Annotated in this window: 24 protein-coding genes; 2 read left to right on the top strand and 22 right to left on the bottom strand. The window is 63.3% G+C overall.

Translation table 11 applies throughout. From position 1 onward, the window contains the following. Positions 1–53 precede the first annotated feature (53 nt). The 6 genes from CEW88_RS15655 to CEW88_RS15630 form a co-directional block, all read right to left on the bottom strand. A complete protein-coding gene (locus CEW88_RS15655) occupies positions 54–3,248 on the bottom strand; it encodes a hypothetical protein (RefSeq protein ID WP_108968686.1) in 3,195 nt (1,064 codons plus the stop codon). Between the two features lie 70 nt (positions 3,249–3,318). Further along, complete coding sequence (locus CEW88_RS15650; protein ID WP_108968684.1) at positions 3,319–5,574, bottom strand: hypothetical protein; 2,256 nt, start codon at positions 5,572–5,574, stop codon at positions 3,319–3,321. Continuing rightward, positions 5,565–5,969 (bottom strand): DUF6950 family protein, encoded by a 405-nt coding sequence (locus tag CEW88_RS15645; RefSeq protein WP_108968682.1) that lies wholly within the window; start codon positions 5,967–5,969, stop codon positions 5,565–5,567. The genes CEW88_RS15650 and CEW88_RS15645 overlap by 10 nt, the downstream gene beginning before the upstream one ends. Next, the gene (locus tag CEW88_RS15640; RefSeq protein ID WP_159099634.1) at positions 5,959–6,510 is read right to left on the bottom strand and encodes a hypothetical protein; all 552 of its coding nucleotides are present in this window, start codon (positions 6,508–6,510) and stop codon (positions 5,959–5,961) included. The genes CEW88_RS15645 and CEW88_RS15640 overlap by 11 nt, the downstream gene beginning before the upstream one ends. A gap of 131 nt (positions 6,511–6,641) precedes the next feature. Continuing rightward, the gene (locus tag CEW88_RS15635; protein WP_108968678.1) at positions 6,642–7,334 is read right to left on the bottom strand and encodes a hypothetical protein; all 693 of its coding nucleotides are present in this window, start codon (positions 7,332–7,334) and stop codon (positions 6,642–6,644) included. Further along, positions 7,334–10,414, bottom strand: a complete 3,081-nt coding sequence (locus CEW88_RS15630; RefSeq protein WP_108968677.1) for a tape measure protein — start codon at positions 10,412–10,414, stop codon at positions 7,334–7,336. Before CEW88_RS15630 ends, CEW88_RS15635 begins: the two co-directional genes overlap by 1 nt. Before the next feature lie 21 nt (positions 10,415–10,435). Between CEW88_RS15630 and CEW88_RS15625 the strand changes: the two genes are divergently transcribed. Then, positions 10,436–10,711 (top strand): hypothetical protein, encoded by a 276-nt coding sequence (locus tag CEW88_RS15625; RefSeq protein ID WP_108968675.1) that lies wholly within the window; start codon positions 10,436–10,438, stop codon positions 10,709–10,711. A gap of 145 nt (positions 10,712–10,856) precedes the next feature. On the opposite strand, the gene CEW88_RS15620 is transcribed toward CEW88_RS15625, so the two are convergent. From CEW88_RS15620 to CEW88_RS15560, 14 genes are all read right to left on the bottom strand, one after another. After that, positions 10,857–11,312, bottom strand: a complete 456-nt coding sequence (locus CEW88_RS15620; RefSeq protein WP_108968673.1) for a gene transfer agent family protein — start codon at positions 11,310–11,312, stop codon at positions 10,857–10,859. Continuing rightward, positions 11,309–11,758 (bottom strand): phage tail protein, encoded by a 450-nt coding sequence (locus tag CEW88_RS15615; RefSeq protein WP_108968671.1) that lies wholly within the window; start codon positions 11,756–11,758, stop codon positions 11,309–11,311. The genes CEW88_RS15620 and CEW88_RS15615 overlap by 4 nt, the downstream gene beginning before the upstream one ends. A gap of 110 nt (positions 11,759–11,868) precedes the next feature. Continuing rightward, positions 11,869–12,321, bottom strand: coding sequence for an HK97-gp10 family putative phage morphogenesis protein (locus CEW88_RS15610; RefSeq protein WP_108968669.1), 453 nt, complete (start codon positions 12,319–12,321; stop codon positions 11,869–11,871). Then, entirely contained in the window at positions 12,284–12,487 is a 204-nt protein-coding gene (locus CEW88_RS24525; RefSeq protein WP_159099633.1) for a hypothetical protein, read from the bottom strand. Before CEW88_RS24525 ends, CEW88_RS15610 begins: the two co-directional genes overlap by 38 nt. A gap of 23 nt (positions 12,488–12,510) precedes the next feature. Beyond that, complete coding sequence (locus CEW88_RS15605; RefSeq protein WP_108968667.1) at positions 12,511–12,927, bottom strand: DUF3168 domain-containing protein; 417 nt, start codon at positions 12,925–12,927, stop codon at positions 12,511–12,513. Continuing rightward, a complete protein-coding gene (locus tag CEW88_RS15600; protein ID WP_108968665.1) occupies positions 12,924–13,253 on the bottom strand; it encodes a head-tail adaptor protein in 330 nt (109 codons plus the stop codon). Before CEW88_RS15600 ends, CEW88_RS15605 begins: the two co-directional genes overlap by 4 nt. Beyond that, positions 13,250–13,801, bottom strand: a complete 552-nt coding sequence (locus CEW88_RS15595; protein ID WP_108968663.1) for a head-tail connector protein — start codon at positions 13,799–13,801, stop codon at positions 13,250–13,252. Before CEW88_RS15595 ends, CEW88_RS15600 begins: the two co-directional genes overlap by 4 nt. Before the next feature lie 4 nt (positions 13,802–13,805). Next, positions 13,806–14,246: a hypothetical protein gene (locus tag CEW88_RS15590; protein ID WP_108968661.1), complete on the bottom strand. Its 441-nt coding sequence runs from the start codon at positions 14,244–14,246 to the stop codon at positions 13,806–13,808. Positions 14,247–14,308: 62 nt separating this feature from the next. After that, positions 14,309–15,601: a phage major capsid protein gene (locus CEW88_RS15585; RefSeq protein ID WP_108968660.1), complete on the bottom strand. Its 1,293-nt coding sequence runs from the start codon at positions 15,599–15,601 to the stop codon at positions 14,309–14,311. Between the two features lie 12 nt (positions 15,602–15,613). Then, positions 15,614–16,447 (bottom strand): head maturation protease, ClpP-related, encoded by an 834-nt coding sequence (locus CEW88_RS15580; RefSeq protein ID WP_108968658.1) that lies wholly within the window; start codon positions 16,445–16,447, stop codon positions 15,614–15,616. Continuing rightward, positions 16,425–17,681 carry a phage portal protein gene (locus tag CEW88_RS15575; RefSeq protein ID WP_254694527.1) on the bottom strand — a complete coding sequence of 419 codons (1,257 nt, stop codon included), beginning with the start codon at positions 17,679–17,681 and terminating at the stop codon, positions 16,425–16,427. Before CEW88_RS15575 ends, CEW88_RS15580 begins: the two co-directional genes overlap by 23 nt. 10 nt (positions 17,682–17,691) lie before the next feature. Then, positions 17,692–19,404 (bottom strand): terminase large subunit domain-containing protein, encoded by a 1,713-nt coding sequence (locus tag CEW88_RS15570; protein ID WP_254694526.1) that lies wholly within the window; start codon positions 19,402–19,404, stop codon positions 17,692–17,694. Beyond that, complete coding sequence (locus CEW88_RS15565) at positions 19,388–19,909, bottom strand: hypothetical protein (RefSeq protein ID WP_108968657.1); 522 nt, start codon at positions 19,907–19,909, stop codon at positions 19,388–19,390. Before CEW88_RS15565 ends, CEW88_RS15570 begins: the two co-directional genes overlap by 17 nt. Positions 19,910–20,039: 130 nt before the next feature. Next, entirely contained in the window at positions 20,040–20,396 is a 357-nt protein-coding gene (locus tag CEW88_RS15560) for an HNH endonuclease (RefSeq protein ID WP_108968656.1), read from the bottom strand. Positions 20,397–20,724: 328 nt separating this feature from the next. On the opposite strand from CEW88_RS15560, the gene CEW88_RS15555 reads away from it, so the two are divergent. Further along, on the top strand, positions 20,725–21,636 hold the full coding sequence (locus CEW88_RS15555; protein WP_159099632.1) for a hypothetical protein: 912 nt from the start codon (positions 20,725–20,727) through the stop codon (positions 21,634–21,636). A 14-nt stretch (positions 21,637–21,650) separates the two neighbouring features. Here the strand turns inward: CEW88_RS15555 and CEW88_RS15550 are convergent, their stop codons facing one another. Beyond that, entirely contained in the window at positions 21,651–22,313 is a 663-nt protein-coding gene (locus tag CEW88_RS15550) for a hypothetical protein (RefSeq protein WP_254694525.1), read from the bottom strand. After that, on the bottom strand, positions 22,313–22,897 hold the full coding sequence (locus CEW88_RS15545; RefSeq protein WP_108968650.1) for a hypothetical protein: 585 nt from the start codon (positions 22,895–22,897) through the stop codon (positions 22,313–22,315). The genes CEW88_RS15550 and CEW88_RS15545 overlap by 1 nt, the downstream gene beginning before the upstream one ends. Between the last annotated feature and the right edge of the window lie 26 nt (positions 22,898–22,923).

The raw sequence follows: 22,923 nt of genomic DNA, 5'->3' as shown, positions 1-22,923 counted from the left end.
GAACTTATTGCCTGAAGAGGTGATCTTCTAATCTCGGTCAGCCATAAGGCCGATCACAGACTATCGCTCAGCGCGGCAGCCAGACGGGCGCCGAGACGGCGAACCTCGTACGGCCCAGGGTGCAGATCGAGCGTGGCAGCGCAGTGGTCGTAGCCCGAGAGCCCCATCGCCTCTCCATCCTCATAGAGAACCTCCGTCGAGACGTAGGGAACGTCAGCTGCCAGGGCAGCCTCCCGCAGTGCGCGTTGCGTGAACCGCCAGTTGGCGTCCGTGTGCAGAGCATGCAGGTCCGCCAAGTTGGGCCTGAAGCACCCCATGACCAAAGGCAGTGTCCCTTCCGCGAGAAATGCTTCGCAGATGTCTATGACGTTGGCCCGGGTGTAGCTCTGACCTAACTCATTCTGTCCGAACCCGATGATCGCGAAGTCTGCACCAGCGCCCGTCGCCGCCGAAAGTCTCACGCTGTCGAGGCCGTGGTAGGTTAGCGCCTCCGAGCGTGTGCCGGGGATGGACCGGTTCTCATAGCTGATCGTGCTGGAATAGCCGTCTTCGAGCGCCCGGATCAGTTCCCACACAATACCGAAGCGGGTATGAACCAAGCCGGCTCCGTCACCAGTATCATATAGAGTGATACCTGCCAGAATATCCGCGCCGATAGGCTTGTCGTGGAGCAAGCCGCCACTATCCAAAGTGCGGTCATGGTAGATGGTATTCGCTTCAGATCGAACCGCGGCCAGCGAGTATCCCCCGCCGATCTGCGCAAAGTTGCTATCGCCATAGCTCAGCAGCGTGACCGGATCGCCCGCACGCAGCTTGCGCAGCACAGGACGCAGAAGGCGGCGGTTTCGAGCATCCTCTTCGGACGCATCGGCTGCAATTGCTCGACGGACCCCTGCTGGAGACACATCCCATACTGGGATTGCCTCGTTGCCCGTGCTTGCACCCAACCTCACATTGAAGAGCGGGACGTGACCGGCCGGGGCTGTGGGGATGCGCTCTTGTGCATCGCGGTCAGTGTCCACGCCCTTCGTGACAGCAATCTCCCCGGTCGCGGGCACATAGCTCACAAGGTCGTAGCGCTGCGAAGTCCAGTCGTAGCTGACCAGAACGTCGAGATTGTCCCCCGAGGTACTCTGGAGGGAAAGACACCCGAGTTCTTCGATCAACGCATAGTCGGTGTTCTTGACCAGAACGACACCATCAGAAGCCCTCTTCACCACCACGTTGCTCATCTGCGCATGCTCTGTTCGGTTGCGCAGATAGGACCAGAGGATAGCGGCCCCGCCGCGGGGGGTCAGCGTCAGCTCTTCGTCGGTGACGGTTCCCGAGGCAGGCGCGACCAAAGACAGCCGACCGGAGAAGCGCTTCTGATCGCCGCTGCGCCCGGCGATCCCTTCGACGATGATCGCATTTCCAATGATCTCCGCGCTGGCTGCCGCGATCTTGTCGGAAATGCTTGGCGCTTGAGCAGTCTCGTAGCCATCAATCACGAGATCGAAGGGGTATCGATAAGTCGTCGAGGTGACACCAGCAGACCAAGCAACGGCGGCTCCGCTGCGCCACCATTTCCTAAGCTGATGAGTCGTAAAACCGCCATCGGTGCGGTGGGGAATGGCAGAAAGGATGCGGTTCCCAGCATCATCCTGCGCCTCCAACTCCCAGATGTGAAGCCAACCATCTTCAAACACCAACCTCGGGAATCGGAATACTACCTCTGCCATCGCGGTATCACCTGCGACCAGACCAAGTTCGGCCAGCGTGGACGTCACATCCGCGTCAAGCCGATCAAAGGTATTGCCCGGCGCCTGGGACAGCCACCATGCCCCCACAGGGCGCGACCAAATTCTAAACCGAACGCGGGTTGCTCCAGCCGCTGCCTTGAAAGGAATGCGGAAACCCGTGGCAGGCATGCCCCCAGGCGTGTCCACGCCACCGACAATTGCCTGCGCCCACGCATAGATTCCCGACGTGAACCCGAACTCGCCCTGCCCCAGCGTTGCGGCTTGCCGGAACAAGCCGACCTCAAGTGCGCCGTCAAGGCCGGTCCGCGCGTCTCGAAGCGCGTCGATATCCGAGGCCGTCGCGGAAGCCGTGGCTGGCACCGACCGGGCAAGCGTGATCCCGAGGGCCGAGCCGGTGCTCAGGTTGGCCCAGGTGGCTGGGTTTCCAGATGAACGAAAGTAGCCGCTGCGCCGCTGCGAGCCGGTTTCCGTCAACCATCCCATGCCAAGTGCATCACGCTCATCTCCTGCAGTCCGAGCGTCGATCTCGACAAGATAGCAAACGTCCTCCTCGGCCTCGAAATACTCGAGCGGAAATTCAACGGTGCGCGCAATCCCCGGAACGAGCTTGGTGTCAGACACTGCGAGGTCTCGGGTTTGGAGCAGCACGTCGCCCGCTTGTCCTGGCCCTGCGCCCTGTGTGCCTGTATCGGAAAGTGCGCGCTTCCACACCTTTACCCGAATGACTTGGGTCGTCGCCGTGACATCTATCAGCGCGCGCACCACATCAATCGCGTCCCCGACCGCAAGGTCGTTGCCGACGTCGAAACCCAGAGACCAATCGGAATAGCCCTCGCTCGCGGCGAAGAAGGAGGTAGGAGAATTTTCTGCCACCGCTATCGAGGCCACCGCCGCCGCATGCCCGAGTTCGGAGGTGCGCCTGACGGTCTGCCGGACCTTCCCCGAAATCTCTGCGTCGAGGTAGTCCTTGAGCGACTTGGGGTCATCGACTTTCACCGCCGCAATAGCGTCCGAGCCGAGCGTAAATGTATCTGGGTCAGCTACCCAGAACTTCCAGCTCTCGGCGCCATGCGTCTCCCCACCCTCTACAAGGACAGTGGTCAGATTGACCTTGGCGCTCGTGTCCATGTCAGTTGCACGGGTCCATGCGCCGGACGCGGTGACATAGATGCCGTTCTGCTGCGCACTAGACTGATTGGTCACCGCAACGCGTGATGCGCTGGTCAGTACCCCGTCGATGGTCTGCTCGCCGCTAAGCGTCACGTTTGCCGGCGCTACGAGCTCAACAGGCGCCTTCGAGATTTGACCAGCCGTGACGGTACCTTCCATAGCATCGAGACGGTCTTCAATGTCGAGCGCCTCAAGTGCCTCGACGTTCGCTCCGATCGCCAGATACTCCTCGCGGATTTCCTCGGAAAGCCTCCGCGCATCCGCCGGAACCACTCTGTGGTTCGGATCAACAGGGCTGCCTTCATAGACCTGCTGTGGGGTCTTGGTCAGTGCCATGATCTACCTCAATCTTCATCGCCCGAGATGGGCACATCAACTTGCTTGCGCGGCTTAGGGGTGACGGGCATCAGGTGACCGTCGCGGCAAAGGGACCGTCATCGTTCCCGGGCACGCCGGAGCCGTTGATCGGAGTGAACCAGTAGTAGTAGGTGTCCGCACTGAGCCCGGCGTCGGTGGCGCCGCCTTCCGTATTGGCCGGGGTGATCACAGTGCTGATGAGCGTGGCAGCGGCAAAGGTCGCCGTGGTGCCGCGCCGGACTTGCACAGCGTGCTGGTTCGGATCGTTGGCGGTGGTCCACGCCAGAACCGCCTCGCCAACGTCGCCGGTGGCGCTTGCCGAGCTCAGGTCATCTGGCGGCGTTGCATTCGCCGTGACGGTGATCTGCTCGACATCACTCCAATCTGTGCCGCGATCGCCGTTCACCGTCTTCCACTGCACGTCGAACGTGGCGCCATCCGAGACCAGCGCCGAGTTGCCGTAGAGCCGATCCATGTCGACGCTGAAATACTCGTATTCGATCGTGCCGGCAGGCGCGTAGCGGAAGCGGAACACGTCTCCGCCCCGCGCCGGGGCGTCGAAGGTCGCCGCAATCCGAACCGATGCGCCGTTGTCGGTCGCCACGGATTCAGAGGTCAGCACCACGTTTTGCGGCGGGGTCAGGCTGTTGTCGATGTTCAGCGTCGGCGTGGGCACCGGAGGGGCGCCTTCCTCTCCCTCACCTAGGGTCCAACGATCCTCGGCCAGGGGAACCACGGCGAAGGCGCAAGCCATGCCGTCAGCCTGCTGGGTGACCGGCGTGGCGATCTCATGGACCCCTGTGAATACGGCGTCATACTCGAGCTGGATGGCGCGCTCGCGCGTGGCCAAGATGCCCTTGATCGTCGCCCCAAGCGCTGCCTTCCGCAGCGCCTGCTCCCGGCCGCCGATTGCCTTTGCCAGCCGCACTGCCTGGTTGTGGTTTTGGCACCCCAGGATGTCGACGAAGAGATAGTTCGGCTCACGGCTTTCGTCGTAGAAATCCGGGTTCTTCCAAGGCGCGCAGGGCTGCTTGGTATAGTCGTGGTCCGGGCTGATGTAGCGCACCACCACGCCATCCATCGGCTGCTCGCCATCGTCGACGCTTTGCGTGGCCACCGTGAACAGATCGCGCTCGGCGGTGAAGGTCAGCGTCGGCGCCTCATACCATCCAGGAACCGGATAGGCGCGCCCTTCGTCGTCGTAGGCCACGAAGGCATCCATCGACTTCAGGATTTCCGCCTCACCTTCCTGCCGCGTCATGCTGTCGGGGATGGCCACACCGCAGCGGTAGAGCGTCACAGGATCGCCGCTCCGGTCGGTCACGGTCAAATCGCAAATGTCCGCCGCCTCAGCCACTTTCGTCCAGTTGATGTCACCGGCCGAGCGCGCGCGCCCGAACTGATTGAGCCGCCACCACGCCCAGAGGATCGCCGGATTTCCATCGCCCGCCACCCAGGTCGAGGGGTCCGCCGGATCGACGCCCTCGACGCGCACGTCAGGCACCCGAGAGAAGTTGGCGTAGACCGTGACGCCGGGCTCACCAATGCCGATCGGACCCTGCCGCCAGCGCCAGACGACCGGCTTGGCCTCGGTGGATACATCGCGGACTTTGACGATCGTGTAGCACACTCCCGCAAGGAAGAAGTCTTCCGGCAGGTCAGGGAACGCGCTGGTGAACTGGCTCGGCAGAGCGCCAGAGACCTGCCCCGCCGTCGGCGTCACCGGGAAAACGTAGGTGGACTCGCGCTTGTCCGAGCCGCCGGTGTAGACCTCTTTGTCGCCGTTGAAGCAGAAGATGTCCGTCGTGACCGATCCAACGGGAAAGCCGTCCGACCCATCCGAGATCTCGATCGGGATACCGTCGAGGAAATACTGCGGCTCGCCGAGCATCTCGGCATCGCCATGCACGACGATATACCAAAAGCTACCCTCGCCGTCGTATTCGGCGAATATGCCACCGGCGCCGCCGATCTTGACCGGTCCGCCGAGTTGATACCGCGGCGCGTCTGGCAACCGCACGTTCACCTGCGCGCGCTCAATTTCCGGCGCCTCGACCTCTGGGCGCATGAGATAGGCGAGACCGACATTCAGAAGGAGCGATCCGAGCAGCGTCTGCCCGAAGAACGATCCGATCGCAAATGCGGCGCCCGTCAGGCCACCAATGGTGCCCGCGACCGTCGCACTGACCCCAGCCGCACCCGAAGCGGTGAAGCCCGCGACAAATGCCGACACAGGGTCAGCCTGCACCAACGTCGGACTGACGACCAGCGTCGTGCAGAGCAGCACCGTTCGCATCACGCGCATTTCCAAGCCCCCAGAACCGGAGCCGGCCAATCGACCAGCCCGCGCCGCTCAAGTCGCAGCATCGTTCGTCCTCTCCCAAGGTGAATTCCCGTGATTTCATGGCCGAAGAAATCGACCACGACAGGTGCGCCGAGCACCGGGCGGTCTGGATCGAAGCCCGCCAATGTCATGCCGTGACGCATGAGCCCCAAGGCGCCGCCGTGCGAATTGCAGATGGCGTCAGCCCCTTCCCGCGTGCAATAGCTCCCGCGCCAGGGCCGCGCCGGATCAGTGCCGGTCTGATCAAGCAGGTAGTCGCACACGCTGATGATGCAGTCTGCGGTGCCCCACGCGAACGCCTCGCGCCGCCACCGCGCCCGGGCCCGCTCGACCGCGGGCGGAAGATCAGAAAACACGTTTGAAGGTCCGCTGAGCGTTCTTAGCGACGAAGGCGCAGCCGCTGTCCGAGGTCACGCCAAGACGCCGCGCACGGTCGCGCTGGATCGGGTCGGTGTAGGTGCCGCCAGGGGAGCGCGACCGCCCCGCCTCGCCGGACCGGGCAGAAACCGAGGCGGAATAGATGCGCTTGATCGTGCCGCCCTCGACTTCCTCCAGCCCCTCTGAGAAGTCCACGTTCTGCATTTTCAGGCGCCACGCGAAGCGCAGAGGGGTCGCCGGCAGCAGGCCTTCGTGCGGCAAGAAGATCGCGTGGTAGCAGGTCAGGTCCCGCCCCGTGGCCTTCGCCTGATCGGCCTTGATCGCATCGAAGGCCTCACGGTTCAGAAACGGCAGGCCAAACGTATAATTTGGCGCGGTGCCATCTCTATCATCCGAGACATCAGGCGCCTGATGCACATTGCCGCCCTCGCCATCGCGCGTGCCCAGCCATTCCGTCGGCGCGATCACCTGGCCGTCCGGCAGCGTCAACGGACCGCCCACGCCGATGGCGGTCTTCATCACGCCGACGCCGTCCCAGAGGCGGACGGGCGCTCCGTCGAAGTCATAGAAGAAGCACCGGCGGACCGAGGCGCGGATATCCCAGGCATCGTCCGCGCGCCCGAGGGCCGTGAGAAGCTCTGACTCGAAACTCACAGCAGCGCCTCCACAAATTGGAGCTCGGCGAGCGCGATCCGGTTCCGGCGGGTCAACGCGGCCAGCGCCGAAGACGCGTTCCGACAAACCGCCATGACACGCGGGCGGAACTGCATGGCATCATCCGTGGTCAGAGCGCGGCGAAGCGGTGGGCTCACCGTCACCGTCGCCACGTTGCCGGAGGCGTAGCTGACATCCATGACCTTGTGCGCGAAATCGAGCCCGTCTTGGCTGAAGCCGATCACATCCCCGATCACCAGCACCTGACCGAAAGCCGAAAGATCGGCCTGGAAGGACGTGCCGGACCGCTCGGCCGCAGACACTACCGGAGCGGTCGGGCGCCAGCCCCAGTTTTCACCGGTAGACCATGGCTCGTCATTCGACCATGGCTGACCGGCATCTGTTCCCCCGAGGTCGGAGGCGGCGACCAGCTGCACTGAGGGCAGAAGCGGAATGCGCATGATGCTACCAGCGGACAGGCGCGTGATCGTCCAGCTCGCATCCTTGTTGCGCGCACGATCCTTCCAGAACGCCGGAAAGCTCATACGCAGGTGATACCGGCCACCCGGCTCGGGATTCTCCGACAAGAACCCGCCCAGCGTCATGCCGCCCATGTCAGACGCGCCCGGAGCGTAGAAGGCCTGCCCGACATTGCAGAGCCGCGATCTCCAATCATAGATGGGGGGCATCAGGGCGCTCCGTAGATCATGTTGTTGCGGTTCCACGCTGAAAGGTTGCGCTTCACCGTGTTGACGGCAGACGCCTCGGCGGCCCGCGCGCCCTGGATAACAGCCCGTTTCACATAGGCCTGCACCATGCCGTCGTCGTCGACGCTGACGCCGATCTCACCCATGAGCACGCCCGCGGCGCCCGCCGGAATGTCGGAACGTCGCGCCATCGGGATCTGCGGCGTCGCGCCCGGCAGGACCGGCCCGCCATCGGCATAGCCCGGCATCCCCCCGCCGCTGCGGCGCATGGCCTCGACCATGCCGACGCCGCCAGCGCGGCGCACGTCGCGCTGCGACCAGACGACCTCGCCCTTGTGCACGAACCCTGCCGGCACGTGCTTCCCACCGGGGCCCGTGTAACCGCCGTCATCGTAGCCGATGCCCTTCAGGAACGCCCCGACGGGGCCGCCTAGGCCTCCGCTGGAGCCGGCACCTTCCCAGATGCGTTCGAAGTTCTTGCTAAGCGCGAGTTCCGCCAGCTTGCCCAGCACCATCCCGAGCGCGTCGTTGAAGCTATATGCGCCCGTGACCAGGCCGCTGAAGGCATCGCTCATTGTCGAACGGAAATCCTCGAGCGCAGCCTGGAATTCCTCGTGCCGCTCCTGCGCCACCGCGAGCGCAACATCCGCTTCTTTCCATTTGTCGGTGAGAGTTCGGACCTGCGTGGCCATCTCGGCCGTGATCGGCACACCCTTGTTCTGCAGCTGCTGCAGCAGTTCGGCCTCTTTCCGCGCCGCTGCAACCGCGCTGCCGTATTCATCCTGCCCGAGCGCGAGTTCATTCAGCGCGCCAGCCTCGGCCCGCATGCCCTCGATTTCTTTCAGGATTGCGTCGTCATAGCGCTCCGTCGCTTTGTCGGCGCTGGACTTGCCGCCGGTCTTCCCGGAGGCGGCGCGCCGATCATCCGCAGCGATATTCGCCGCCGCGATGCCGCGAATCTGCTCTTCGGTGAGCGTCGCGCCGGCCTTCTGCGCATCCTTGCGGACCGACGCCATTTCCTTCTCGAGCGCGAGCTGGTCTTTGGTCAGCCCCTGAAGCCGCTCCTGCTCGGCAATGAATTCCGAGCCCGCCTTCGCCGCCGCCGCATCTGCGCGCCGCCGCGCAACCTCGGCGGCGCCATCCCCGCGCCCGGGCCGGTCACCACCTTCTGCGGCGACTGCGGACGCTGTCTCCACTGCCTTCGCGCGCAGAGTGTCGAGCACACCGATCGCGTTCAGCACGTTCGCAATTAACCCCGCGAAGCCGGGCGCCGTCTTGCCGAGTTCATCGATAGCCGACTTCGCGTCATCCGCCGAGCGCTCACCCTTCTCGAATTCGTCGATGATGTCGACAATCTGGCCGATAACCGGCGGCGCGAACTGGGCCTGCGAGATGTTGTCGAGGTGATCCCGATAGCCCTGCAGCTGGTCATTCGCATCGCGCAGTGCCGGGCTGTCGCCGAGTGCTTCCTGTTCTCTCGCGAGGGCGCCAGAAAAAGAGCTCGCATCTCGGAGGCGGTCGACAAGCTTCCTCGCCTCGTCGCTGATATCCATTTGGCTGAGCGCCGTCAGCCTGGCTTGCAGCTCCTGTGCGCCAACTTCACCATCCCTAAACGCCTTTGCGATGTCCTGAACCTCGAGAAGCGCGGGAACATCTCTGGCCTCAAGGTCATTCCCCGGCCGCCAATAGCGCGCAACGCCATTGCCTGCATCTTCTCCGATTTTCCGCAGGTTATCGCCAGTATCGATGACACGATCGAGTAACTGCCCACCCCGGAGACGATCCAACTCTTCCCGGATATCCTTGACACGACGAAGCCTCTCTTCACTCGACATATCGTCGATCGACTGCGCGACTTGATCGATTGCACCCGCCGCCTGCGGTGCGTACAGACCCAGGTCTTCCATCTCGGACTTCAAGCGACTTGTCTTGTCCTCAGCATCCCGGCTCGCGTCCGCATAGAGGACCATGGCGGTTGCCGCGGTCGAACCCAAGAGAATTCCTAGCGGGCCCGCCGCAGCGGAGAGGCCACCGATCGCCGTGGCGATGCCGGAGATGCTGCTGGCCGCGCGCGCCGCTGCGACAAACTTCGTCAACGCGGCGCCCGCGAGGCCCAGCTTGGCGATCATGCCGCCGATCGAGCGGCCCAGCAGCCCCGCCGCGAAGATGCTGGCCACCTTCAGCGTCACATCCGCGACCTGGTCGAAATTGTCCGCGAGCGCTGTGAGGCCAGCGACCAGACGCTGTGAGGCAGAGAGTCCTTCGTCCGTCTCCCCGATGTACTTCGTGAACGCATTGTTCACGCGTGTGATGCCCTGATCGATTGTGGTTGCCGCGTTGGCCGCCATTGTCATGATCTTCGGCAAACCACGCAGGAAAGCTTGGAAGAAATCCTGCCCGCTAACCTTTCCTTCGGTAACCAGCTGCTTCAGCTTCGAGACCGACCCTCCCGCCTCATCAAGCCCGGCAGCGACTGCCATCAAGATCGGACGAGCACCCTCATTGATCGAATTGAACTCTTCGGCTTGGACACGCGAGCTCCCCAAAAGTTGGCCCAATTGAGTGAGCGCGCCGGAGGCCTCTGTCGCAGAGACACCGGCGACCCGCAGCGAAACCGCAACGCCATCGGAGAACTTGATGAGGTCCTGCTCGGAAGCCCTCAGATTATCGTTCGCCTGAGCGGCCTTGCCATAGAGATCAATGAGGGCGGTCACCGGCGCCGCATTGTCCTGCGAAGCCCGATAGAGTTCGTCGAGAACCCTCACTTGAGCCTGCCCCGTCACGCCCGCAACAGCTAGGGAGTTCCGAGCGCCAGTCCAAGCGTCAGCATACCGCGCGACCTCACGCACAGAGAGAGCCGCGCCGATACCGGCCAACGGAGTGATGATTGACTGCGCCGCGCTGCGACCGATCGCACCCAGACGGTTGTCCATTTGCTGGTAGCGCTTCTCGATCGCTCTCGCCTGCTTTTGCGAGACGCCAACCGCCTTGCGCATCTCGCGCTCGTACTGCTTGATGTCCGCCGAAAGCTGAACGACCAGCTTTTCTAGATCAGTTGCCATCTTTTATCCCTGGGAGGGTTCATGAAATTACGATCGCGCTTCTCCACCACCGGGTCAGCCGGCGCGGTGTTTTTCATCGGCTCAGTCGCGTTGAGCGGGTATTTCTACGTCTCGATGATGGAAGGGGTCGCCCGCGGGCGCTTTGAGCCCGGGCTAGCGACCCAGCCCATGCTCTACGTCGCGCTGACGACCATCGGGGCCCTCGGGATTGCAATGATGCTCGGCGGACGTGAGATCGTCTCTGACGACGTCATCGAGCAAGAACGTCTCGAAGCCGCCGCCAAACGGAAACCCTAACCCGTCCGCTCGATGATCCCCTTCCACAGATCATCCTCTTCCTGAGCCGAGATGCCGCCACCCTCGTCGCCGCCGTGGACCGCGTTCCAGCCCGCCACGGCGGCGCCGAACTTCCAGAGCGAGCAGGACGCGACCTGATCGGGGCTTAGGCCGACGGCTGCGCCGGTTCCGTATATTTGCGCGAACCTGAGCTTTCCTCGGGGGAGCGGTTCGCGCTCATCTCGCTTTCCCCCTCCGGCTTTTCCGGCTCATCCTCCGGCACGCCTTGGATCGCCACGCTGATGATCGAGAAGGCGAACGGTAGATTTTCGGCCAGCTGCCCGGGCCCGACATAGGCGCGGACCTTCTTCAGCGCCGGGATCGCATCCATGCCCCCGCCGATGAGCCCGAGGCGGATCACCTCGGAAACATAGGCCGGCGAAATGTCCTTCGGCGGCTGCGAGCCCATGCCGCTGGCCAGCATGGCCGACTGCAGCGCCCACTGGATGTACCATGGCCCCGCGTCGCATTTCTCTTGCAACTCTTCGAGCTGCCCGATGCCGAGGGCGAACGGGTATGTCCCGTCCGCCCAATCCAGCGTTACGCGCCCACCGCGGCTCACGGTGCGGTGGTCCGTTCGTAGGTGATCTCACCATCGGACTGCATCGAGACCGACACCGTGACCCGCTCGCCACGTGTGCCCGCCGTCTCGAAGGATTCCACGTGGAAGCTGCCGGTGTAGATGTCGGAGTCGCCGTCCGGATAGACGAACTCGACCTCGCATTCGATGCTGTCCGAGCTCGCGAGCGCGGCTTCCCACTCCGGGATCGCCGACTTGGCCAGCACACCTTCACCGCTGATCGAGCCGGACATGCTCTGTACGTCGCGCTCGATCCACGACGGCGCATCGGGATCGTCGCAGTCCGGCACGTTGGTCTCGCCGAACGTCTTGCTGCGGTTGAACGACTTCGAGGTGAACCCGCAGGGCGCGGTGAACGTCGACGTCTCAGCGCCGTCGGAAAGCCGGACAAAGAACTGCCCGAACTTGACTGTGGTGGGTTTTGCCATCGCTGGGCTCCATCAAAACAAATGGCCCACCGGAATGGTGAGCCCCACGGCTTGCCGAAGGCCATTTCTCAGCACCCTGCCGAAGCAGAAATCTATCCGTGACGGCGCGGCTACGAGCCGCGGGCTGCAGCCTTCGCCGACTCGCGGACCGCTTTGCGAACCTCTCGGCGCGCCTCTTTCCGGTTGGCGCGCCAGCTGACGTAGAAATACGGGCTAGCGGGCATCTTCACCGTGCCGAACTCCTGCCAGCGCGCGTAGAAGGCCTCTTTGTTCCCAGCGTAAATCGTGAGGATGAGGTCACCCCCAACTCCCGCTCCCTTCAGCGCGGCGAGGACGAACGAGCCCTTCGGCGCGGCACCCCAAGTCCAACCGATGCTATCGCGAAGCGTGCCGGGCGGCTTGCCGTGGGAGCCGTCGCCACTGTCGGGCGCCAGGTTCTTCATCATGGCGACGACTTTGTCTGCCGCCTCTTCCATCGCCTTCCGGACCCGCTTCTTTGTCTCGGGCGGCAGGCGCTTCAGCTTCTTATCCAGCTTTGCCAGATTGAGGATCTTCGACGGCATCCGCGCCCCCTTTGTCCGCGCCGCCGGCCTTGACCGCATAGCCCTTCGCGATCGCGGCCTCGGCGCAGGCACGGGTGACGGACCCTTCATGGCCCTCCGGGTAGCGGATCGATACGCTGGGCTTTGGTTTCCAGCGGAATGGCTTCGTGAACTTGACCGTGGGCATAGCTTCTCCCCTTCGGCGCCTTGTCAGGCGTAGGTTTCGATGATGGCACGCACGGAAACGACACCGTGGACCGTGATGCCGTCCGGGTCATCGAGGATCCGGACGCGAGAAACTTCGATCAGCGCGAGCGCATAGGGATCGGGCATGTCGAGCTCTGCCTTGTGCAGCACCGAGCGGACAGCATCGGCGACCCGCTTGAGCCGGGACTTCCGCCCGTAGTTCCGATCCCAAATGTCGATCTGCAGGACGTGCTCTTCGCCGTTGATGCAGTCGGCGTCTTCGTCGGTGCCGTCAGAAGGGCCGAAGGTGACATCCGGGTATTTTCGGCGGTCGGCCGGCGGCGCGACCTCGTAGACCCTGTCGCCCACCAGGGCGGCGACACCCGGCGCGGCGAGCAGCGTCGCCTCGACAAGGTTCTGGAAGGCCTCGGACGAACTCATGTCGCCACCCCGCTCTCGGCGGTGATTTCAAGCCAGGCCCGATCTTCCGTCGGGACGATGGCACGGACGTTAAAGATCGTGCCGCGGCGAGCGTCCTTCATCTTCCAATCCGAGGTGATCATGTCGGCGACATCGCTGCGCCTGATGGTCACGACCGCCGGCTGTTTGCCATCCAGCCGTGCGGCCTGCACAGCTTCGCCCCCGCGCAGGTACCGAATTTGCGCCCGGCAGCTATACGCCCCCTCTGACCACCCGGTCTGGAGGCCGCGCGCGTCATAAATCGGCGCATCGAAGGACAGACTGTCGACCAGCTTTGGCGCGTTCATACCGGCACAAACCTGTATTTATCGAGCATGACCATCTGAGGTGGCAGCCCCTCTTGGCCGTCGAACCAGTGCCGGGCGAGCGCGGTGACCACGAGCGTGATGTCGTCGGGCACGTCGCCTGGCGCGCCGTACCCAGCCTCGAAGCTGATCTTGATCGGCAGCGCCGCGTCATCGCTCAGGCTCGGCTCCGAGAAATCATCCTTGAAGACCACCTCTGCACCCATCGGCCCCTCGACGATCTCGAAGAGCGACCCCGCAACGCTTTTCTCGGCGCCATCAGCATCGACATATGCGATCGTCGCCGAAGCCACGTCAGGAAACGGAAGCCGCAGCCTGTAGCACCAATCGACGAACCCTTGCTCCCAGGTCTGGGTCACAAGACAGCGGCCCAGAATCCCGGCGTAGCCGTCGAGGTGCGCAATCGCCGCATTGAGATACGACTGAAGGAGAGCGTCGTCGTCATCGAAGCCGATGCGCGCATTCACCTTCAACTCCTCCAGCGTCACCAGGGGCAACGCCGGAGGGACCTTGAGCGAAGGCCGGATCATCGGATCAGGCCTGGTCTGCCTGCGGGTTGTCGTGACCCTCTCCAGCCAGCACCACAGCCGCAATGGGCGTGCCGGTACCGTGTGTGCCGGAGAAGTCCGCCAGCAGCTTGAGGTAGCGCTTACCGCCTACGTAACCGAAGCGATAGGCCGCAGCCGCGGCGTGCTCGGCGGTCAGCGCCTTGACGATCCCGCCATCGGCAACCGCATCGACGCCAAGAACGTCGGCGGCGGTCACAGCCTCATAGGTTGCGTCGTCATCGGAATGGGTGAGCTTGAACTCAACCTTGTTGGCGCCCGTGAAGGTGATGCCGCCAACCCCGACAGCAAGAACGACCTCTGCTGCGTTGTAGCCCTGAAGATCGATGGTGGGAGGCGTGTTGTCGTCGGAGAGCGTAGCGGCCGCAATCGCCACCAGCGCCGTCATTCCTGAATGCAGGTCTTTCATGGGACGAACCCCCTATGTGAAAGGTGAAGGAAGAAGGGCGGCGCGAAGCCGCCCTGCCGAGATCAGGTGGAAATCTTGAGGTGCTTGATCGCCTCGAAGTTCTGCACCCCGCCACCAACGCGCTTCGTGGTGTAGAAGTGCACGTAGGGCTTGTTGGTGTAGGGATCGCGCAGAACACGGATGCCGAACCGATCGATGATCAGGTAGCCGCGCTTGAAGTTGCCGAAGGAGATCGGGAACTTGTTCGCCGCCACGGCGTCCATGTTGTCGTCGGTGCTGACCGGCTTGCCCAGGATCGTCGGGACGTCGGCGGTACCGGCCGGAGGTGCCCAGATGAAGTTGCCTTCGGCATCCTTGAACTTGCGGACCTTACCCATGGTGGCGTCCGACATCAGCCAGCTCGCACCGTTCCGGTACTGCTGCTTCAGCGCGTAGTAGAGGTCGATCAGGCAATCTGCCGGGCTCACCGAAGAGGTGGGAGCGGCGAAACCGCCGGCATTCCCCGAGGCGACAAACCCGATCTTGCCCCAAGCGTAGCTGGCATTCGCGACGGTGTCGTAAGCCATGACGCCGCGGGGCTTGTTCACGCCATCGCCGGAGATGAAGGCGAGACCCTCCTGCTCGGCGAATTCGGTGGAGACCTCATTGGCGAGCCACTGGGCGATATCGAGGCGACTGTCGTCGAGCGCCTTCTGCGTCGCCGCGGGGTTCGCGTAGAGTTCCTGCGTGTTGAAGATCAGCTCACGGAGGGTCGGCGTGCCGGTCTCATCCCGCTTCTCCTTCTCGCCAACCCAGCCGGAGCCCGCGCCGCCCATGCTGACCAGTTTCTTGTAGGTGTCGGTGCCGATCGACATGACCGTCGCCAGCTCTCGCATGGCCGAGATCGTCCCGACCACACGGTCAATCTCAGTCGACATCTCTTCGGGCACCAGGTAGCCGCCGTCCGGATCACTCTCGGTGGTCAGCGCGGCCTTGACCTCGAGGTCGTGCAGATTTGCATCGATCGCGCGCTCGCCGCGGCGGAACCACGAATTGAAAGCGGTGGAATGCGCCGCCACGTCCGGGTCCACGCCCGCGCCGCCGTTCCCGCCGGTCCGCAGCGCCGCCAGAGTCGAGTTCGCCTCGTCGAGCGATGTCTGAAGCGCGCTGATCTCGGTGTTGATCTTGTCGATTTTCTCCGAGCGGACAACGTCCTGCTGACCTTTCTTGAGGTCTGCGATTTCGGCCTCGCGCTCGGCCTTGAATTCCTCGAAGGCGCGCTTCATGTCCGCGAGCACTTGAGTGGGGTTCGATGCGTCCGCACGCACCATGACGATCCCGCGCGCCTTCGGCGCCGGGGTGAAATGCTTGGTCATCGGAATGCTCCTTTACGACCGAATGAGGTTGATCAGCTGCTGAGCAGCGGGGGTCCAATCGCCAGCGTCGTGCGTGACGTTGGGGGCAGCGTCGCGCGTACCCCCCTTTAGATCGCCCAGAAGCGCACGGCGTTCTGAGCGAGGCAGGCCAGCTTTCGCCAGCAGCGTATCCACCTTCTTGGTGGAATTCTGAGTGCGGCTCTTCGGCTCGCCTTCGGCAATGGCATCGGCCGGCAGAAGGCCGTGCGCGAGCCCGAGCTCGACGGCCTGCTCGCCGTTGAACCAACTCTCGCGATCCATCCATTCGGCGACCTTCGTCTTCTCGGCGCCGCACTGCGCGGCATAGACCGAGGCCATCGCGTCGTCGAAGGGCTCCAACACCGCAGCCGCATCGCTCATGTCGTGCCGGTTGCCGATCGCGACCACCCACGCATTGTGGATCATCAGGAACCCGGCCCGGCCAATCTGGATGTCGTCGCCAGCCATGGCGATGACCGACGCGGCGGAGGCGGCCAGACCGAGGATCCGCACATGGACCTTCTGGGAGTGCTGGCGCAGCATGTTGTAGATCGCGACGCCCTCGAAGAAATTGCCGCCCGGCGAGTTGATGTCGACGTAGACCTCCTGGTCACCGATGCGCCGCAGCGCCGCGGAAACCCGGCGCGAGGTGACGCCCTCCCCGTAGTAGTCTTCCCCGATCACATCGAGGATCGAGATGGTGTTTTCTGGCGCCTGTGCGGCGGATATGCCCGAACTCCAGCGGTCGAACGCCTCGGGGTCCGCCTCGAAGGCGAAGGTGTCGGGCATGCGCCCGGCCCGAATTTCAGGCAGGCTCTTTAGGGTCATCGAGATCACCTTCTTTCTTGTCGGTTTGGCCAGCGGTGTTCGGCGGGTCATAGTAAACGCCACCCTTGCCATCCTGGCGGGGGTTCTCGTCTTCGCGGGCCCGCACCTCGTCCGGGCTGTAGACACCCCACTGGAGCATCTTCACGTAGTGTTCGGTGCGGGTCTTGATGTCGCCCCGGACAAGCGCCCGCCGGTTGAAACGGGTGTAGACGTTCGGCTCGCGGATCAGATCGCGATTGGAGGTCTCCTCCCAGGTCGTGAGGTGGTCCTCGAGCGTGTACGTCACGAACCCGATCGACTGCTGTTCGATGCCGCTGCCCCAGCTGGTGCTCTTCTCGGTGTCGCCAATCATATGCGGCGGCACACCGAAGAACATCGCGATGTCGGTGCGCGAGAACTTCCGGCTCTCGATCCACTGGGCGTCTTCGGCGGTCATCGACAGCTGGTTGGTGTCCATTCCCTCTTCGAGGATCAGGGCCTTCCCCTCGCTCTCTCCGCCCTGACGGTATTCGTCGAGGCTGGCGCGCAGGAATTCCAAGCCTTCTTTCCCGAGCTTGCCCGGGTGCTTGAGCACGATGCTCGGGCGGGCCGAGTTCTTGAAGGTGGTCGCGCCGTGGCGCTCTTGAGCCATGCTGAGGCCGATGGTCTCGCGGGCATAGGTAATTGCCGAGACGCCGGTCACACCGTCCAGGGTCAGGCCCACGAGGTGGAAAACCTCTTCCTGTTTCAGCGGTACTTCGCGTCCATCGCGCCGGGTATAGGTGTAGCGCAGCGACAGGTCATCGGCCTGCTTCACCTTCATCCGGTCTGGGTCAAGCGGCAGAAGCGCGATGACCCGGTTCCGCGACCAGACGATCTGGGCGTAGGCGTTTCCCCGCAGCAGGATGTGCGCCTGCATCATCCGCTTGAACTGCGACGGTGTTTGCCAGCCGTTCGGCTTGCGCCTCAGAACTGACCAAAGCAACAGATCGGGACGGTTCGTCCTGGTATCGTCGTTGATCCGCTCCTTCACATCGATCGGCAGGTTCGCCACGGCGCCCGAAATGAGCCGGACGCAGGCATAGACCGCCGCCACGCGCATCGCTGTATTCGCCGTCACCGGCATCCCGGCCGCATTCGACATGCTCTGATGCCGGATGGCATCGGCAAGCTCGTCGGGCGTATTCACTTGGCGCCCGCCGTCTTTCCTCTGTGTCGCTACCCGGGGGCCGCGAAACCAGTTCATGAAACCCATGTCGGCCCCTTCAGATTACCAGAGCACCGCGGCTGGCGTAGACACTGGGCCCGCCACTCGCGACCGGGTTCCAGCTCATGAGCATCACGGCGTTGAACATCGCCATAAGCGGGTCGATCTTCGCCGATCCGCTCTGCGCCTTGGTCACGATCACCGCGTTGCCCCGCGCCTCGACCTTCGCGTTGCCGACGCACCAATCCATGATGCGCTGACCGCAGTGGGTCATTGACCCATTCTTTAGCTTGACGGGCGCGCTTTTGATCGCCGCGTTCAGCTTGTATCCTTGGCTGATCGGGCGGATATCCTCGATGCGGAACCCCGCCTCTATCAGCGCGTCGATGATGCTTCCGACCCCTTCGGGGTCCATCCCGATCGAGTCATCTTCGGGCAGCAGGCCCGCCGCTTTCAGCTGGCCGCAGATCTCGACAATCTCCGGGTTCGCCTCAGCCTCGATGTTGTCGACCAGAACCAGCTCCCCCGCTGCATCCAAGTCTTCGAGCTCCGGCGCGATGCTCTTGCGAAGCTGCAGAACATCCCGATCTGCCCAAGCCTTCACCCATACCTGCCAGACCTTCGTCTCGGCATGGCGCCCCATGACGCACAGGCCGAGAAGGTCATCGAGACCGCCGCCGTCGACGCCGACGACACAAACGTCGGAAGTGGCCATGACTTCGGCCAAGGTTAGATCGGACCGCCCCGCCTTGGGCCAATAATCAGCGCCGACCCACCGGTCATCGTGAAGGCCCAAGCCGATCTCGATATTGAGGTGCTGGGAAACCCAGACCTGCTCGGCCTCCGGCGAAACCGAGCCGTTGTTCGTGTAGTCGTCTTCGAGGCGCTGCCGACTGATCGACCGCCCGAGGTTGGGCAGCAGGAGCGTCCAGTTCTCCCGCTTCCGCCAGAAAGCCTCAAGTTTCTGGAGCTTCTCCGGGAACTCGTAGAGCACCGGCAACATGATCGGCGCCCTGCCCGCCTTGCCGTCCCGGATCGCCCGAGCCTTCTGTAGCTCGGACTTCCAGATGCCCGCCGGCCGCTTGTCCGACTGGGTGGTGATCATCATGAGCTGTCCGCCGTTCATGGTGATGCCGCCACCCCTGATCTGCTGCATCACCTGAATCGCCGCCGACTTTTTCCCAAGCTCGTGCAACTCGTCGATGATCGTCATGACCGGGATTTCCCCCGTGACGATCGAGGTGTCGAAGGTCTTGACCTCCAGCTTCGCCCCCGTCTTCCGGCGGCTGATCGTCTTGATGTGATCCTGCACCTTGAAGATCAGCGCCAGGTCTTCGTCTAGCCGGATCATCGCCTGTGCCTGGTCGAAACACCGGGACGAGATGTTCTGCGACGGCCCGATGAGCAGCATCTGACCGTTCGGTACCTCGCAGAGGTAAAGGGCCGTCAGAGCAAGCGCCGCCGTGTAGGTCGACTTGCTATTCTTCTTCGGCACCATGCACAGGCATTCCCAGACAAGGCGTTCCTGCGTTCCCGGGTCCTCGCTGGCAAGGAAAGCCGCGAGGATATCCTTGAACCAATCTCCGCAGGCCTCGCGCATCGGCGGGTTGCCTGGCACGTCCGGCAGGCGAAGGCGGTTGAAGAAGGCCAGGGCCTTCGCCGCTTTGGCCTGGTTCAGCGGAACATCCGCCATCGGCGTCTCGCCGGCCTTCAGCTTCGCCCACCAGTCCGGGCAGGCGAACCGCGGGGAAACCTCAGTGGCGTTTTCCACTGGTGGCCTCCTGCTCGAGCTCAGCCATCAGCAACGCGTCGGCCTCCTCTGCGGCGATGGCATCGGTCTGCTTCTTCCCGAGCTTCTCTTCCTTCTTCGGCTCGTCGCGATCGAGGCGCCCCATGCGCTCCTCGGCCCGCATCGTGTCATTCTTCTCGACCAGCGTCTGAAGAAACCGCATTGCGCCGACGTTGCCGCCGTCGAAGGCCGCGGTCGCCGCGACCTCAAGCTGCCGCGCCACCAGGCGATCTCGCTGGAAGTCCCGCTCCTGAAGCTCGGATCTAAAATACCGCTTCAGCGTCGGCTCCGAGATGTGTTTTCCGGTCCGCGGATCGATGATGCAACGCGCGATCCGGGAGTTGGACCAACCCATAGCCAGCAACATACTGACTTTACGTGCATTTTCTTCGGTCCGTTCGAAGGGCGGTCGGCCCCTCTTGCCTTTGCGGCTGAAGATGCGATTGCCCCAGAGGTCGACCTCGCAGGAATTTTCATCGTCAGACACAAAAAATCTCCGAATGAGGGGGACGCGGGTCTAGGCCGAGAAGGCCCCCTGAAGTTTCGAGGTACCCCCCCACCTGATCTGAAAATAAGAGAATTAAGCTAAGAGAATTAGGCTCTTGCGCCGTCCGACCTCAGGCCAGACCGCGCCGCTCAAGGCTCTGCTTCTCCGCGTCGTGCCATTCCTTGCTGACCGACTGCAGGTTCTCTTCATCCCAGAACAGATCAGGGTTGCCGCGATGCGGCTTGATGTGGTCGACGACCGGGCTGTTCGGCGCAGGATACTTGCCGATCAGCATGACGCCGGTCTGCCGACAGATGAATTGGTCGCGCTCGAGCACCTTCATCCGGAGCCGCTGCCATCGCGCCGTGTTCAGCCAGTCCTTCGAGCGCCGCGCCTTGTCGTCGCCCTTCGGCGGCGCCGACTTCCGCAGCCGAGAGGCAGGCGCGCCAAGCCGCGACGGCAGGCCGCGTCCGCTCAATCGTCCCATGCTGTCTCCGGTGGATAGGCCAGCCCACCGCCGCTCAAGCGGACCCGCGCAAGCGCAGGCCCTCACGGCGGCAGGCTGAACGAGAAGCGCCCGGCAGCGGGGTCTCCGCTCCGGGCGCACTTCGGTTCGCAGGCAAGATGTCAACAGAGTGACTTTGAAGTCAAGATACTTTCTGCGAGCCAGCAGGCTACGTGACAGTGGGCCGAGTTCCTGAAACGCTCCAAGCCGTTGGAATCACTATTCACGAGTTGCTCAAGTCGACATGCTTAAGAAGTTGCAACAAGGCCATTTCGCGATAGCACTACTCGTATTGATCATAGCGCTAGCTATGGCTGTCTTGATCTGGGACCTATCCGCGAGGCTAACCGAGCAGCGAGTACGCAATGAAGAAGGCGCCAAAGCCTCCCGCGAACAGACCACAGAACGGATAGAGCTCCACTGCGGGGCCAACCTTTCTCCGACGCTCCTCCGTCGCTGCTTGGAGGATGAAATAGAAGCCGGCGAGGATGCAAAGCGCGCCGAGCGCAACCTTCAGTCCCAGGAAGAGGTGGCTCTGTTCACACGTATAATGGGATACACCGGGGTCGCAGGCAGTGCCGTCGGCTTGCTGTCCGTATTTTTGGTCTACTTCACGCTGCGCGAGACCCAGAGAATGGCGAGAGACACCAGACAGATTGGTGAGGCTCAGGCCCAGGCTTACGTAACCGCGAGCGAGGCAGAGTTTGTCTGGGGAGGGCCGTTTCGGACCGCACCGGAGATCTTGATCTTCTTCGAGAACTCCGGGCAGACGCCAGTCAAATGGTTCCAATTCAGGGCGTTTCCCATGGTTTATGCCCACGATTCCGCTGGCACCGACGGATTTCCGAAAGATTGGCCTTCCGACGCCGATCTTGGAACGTTTTCGAACAAATGGAGCAACCTGGGCCGCTCGGAGAAGAGCAGATCGGTGAAGATGTACTTGCGGCAGTATGGGATTTCTGCGGAAGATTTGGCTACCCTCCGACACGTAGGCTCCAATGTACCGACTCATGGGATCGCCGTGTTTGGTGAGGTCAGGTATTGCACCTTCTTCGGCGACGTTTTTACCAGCCAGTTTGTTTTCGGGCGCCGTGTTCTGGAAGAGTTCGTACCAGACACCGCATCTGCCGCTGATGGCGAAGAACCACTTGCACGCCGAGGTCGACCCCAGCGCATGAGCGCTGTTGCCTTCGACCTGAAAGCTTACCATCGCGAGAACTAGGAGAAACACGTTGGTCATCCGCCTTCCCTCCAGGGCGCCAACGGCGGCAGGTCATCGTTCACCTCGAACGCTGTCAGCCCCCTGATCTGAAAGGTGCTGCGCAGCTCGAGAAGCGCACCACGCCATTCCAGCCACGCCCGCCTCTGTGAGGCGACATCTCGGGCTGTCCCGGTGTACCGAACCAGGCAGACGTAGCCGTCGTTCTTGCCGAGCTGGCTCTGCGGCCAGCGATGCATGTTGCCGTCCCCGGCCCAGAACGTCCGCTCGGCATAGACGCCGTGCTTGCACCGGCGGACCGCCGCGGGCTCGCACTTGGCATGAGGCTGGCAATCGACCTCAGGCCACTGGCCGGACTGAGCTAGGCTTGCGATCCAGACCGCCATGCGCCGGCCACCCACCGCTTCCGGAAGCGCGGCGAGCGCCGAAGAGACGAGGTCAGCGTCCGGATGCGGCTCGGACCGTCCGCCGCCATCGACAGAGCAGCCGAGATTGTGCCGCTGCATGAGGGTGTATTCCATGCCGACACCGGGCCGCTCGCCCGCCAGCCGGGAGAGTTCATCAAACTCGATGCTTATCTTCTCTCGCTGGAAGGCCCAAACCAGAAGCTCCCAGATGCTTACCGAGCGCTTCACCGCGCGCCCGGGACGAACCGCGCCAGCCGAAAGAGGAGCCATCATCATGCCCCTCCCTCCGGAAGCAGGGCTATCGCGCGCCGCTCCATGCCTTCGTACCAGCGCAACCATTTCAGATCGTCGTCGCGCGTCATGCCCCGCCTCACCCGATCCTGACAAAGCTCGCGCTGCCGTTCCCATTCGTGTGCCCGCTCGCGGATGATCCGCCGATCGCCATCGCTCAGCGGCGGGCGCTTGCGTTTCTCGAGGAAGGCGAACTCCGCGACCAAGACGCCCTCGGCCAACGCCGCGGGCCCGCGCGCCGAGCCGAACCAGCTGATGATCGTCGGATGCTCCTCAACAGGGCGCGGTGCGACAGCCTCGGCCAGTGCCGTGATCGTCGCCATCGACGGCCAAGCATCCCGCGTCTTGCCCTCGCCGCGATACCGCAGCATGTCGCGCAGCGTCCCGAGCTGCTCATCCGACATGTAGGTCAGCGCGTCCGCCAGCTTCACCAGGAAGGCGTCGTGCTGCTCGAGCTTCACGTTCCCCGGCTTCCGGAACCCGTGCTCGGTCAGCGGCTCGATAAGCAGGCGCCTCGCCCTGCCCCGTTTCGTTTCGGTGGTGGTCTGCTCTTCCGTCATGGCCATCGCCTTCTCTCTGCCTGCTCTGCGTT

The organism is Alloyangia pacifica (assembly GCF_003111685.1).
GTDB lineage: Bacteria > Pseudomonadota > Alphaproteobacteria > Rhodobacterales > Rhodobacteraceae > Salipiger > Salipiger pacificus_A.
This window is presented reverse-complemented; position numbering and strand designations above follow the sequence as displayed.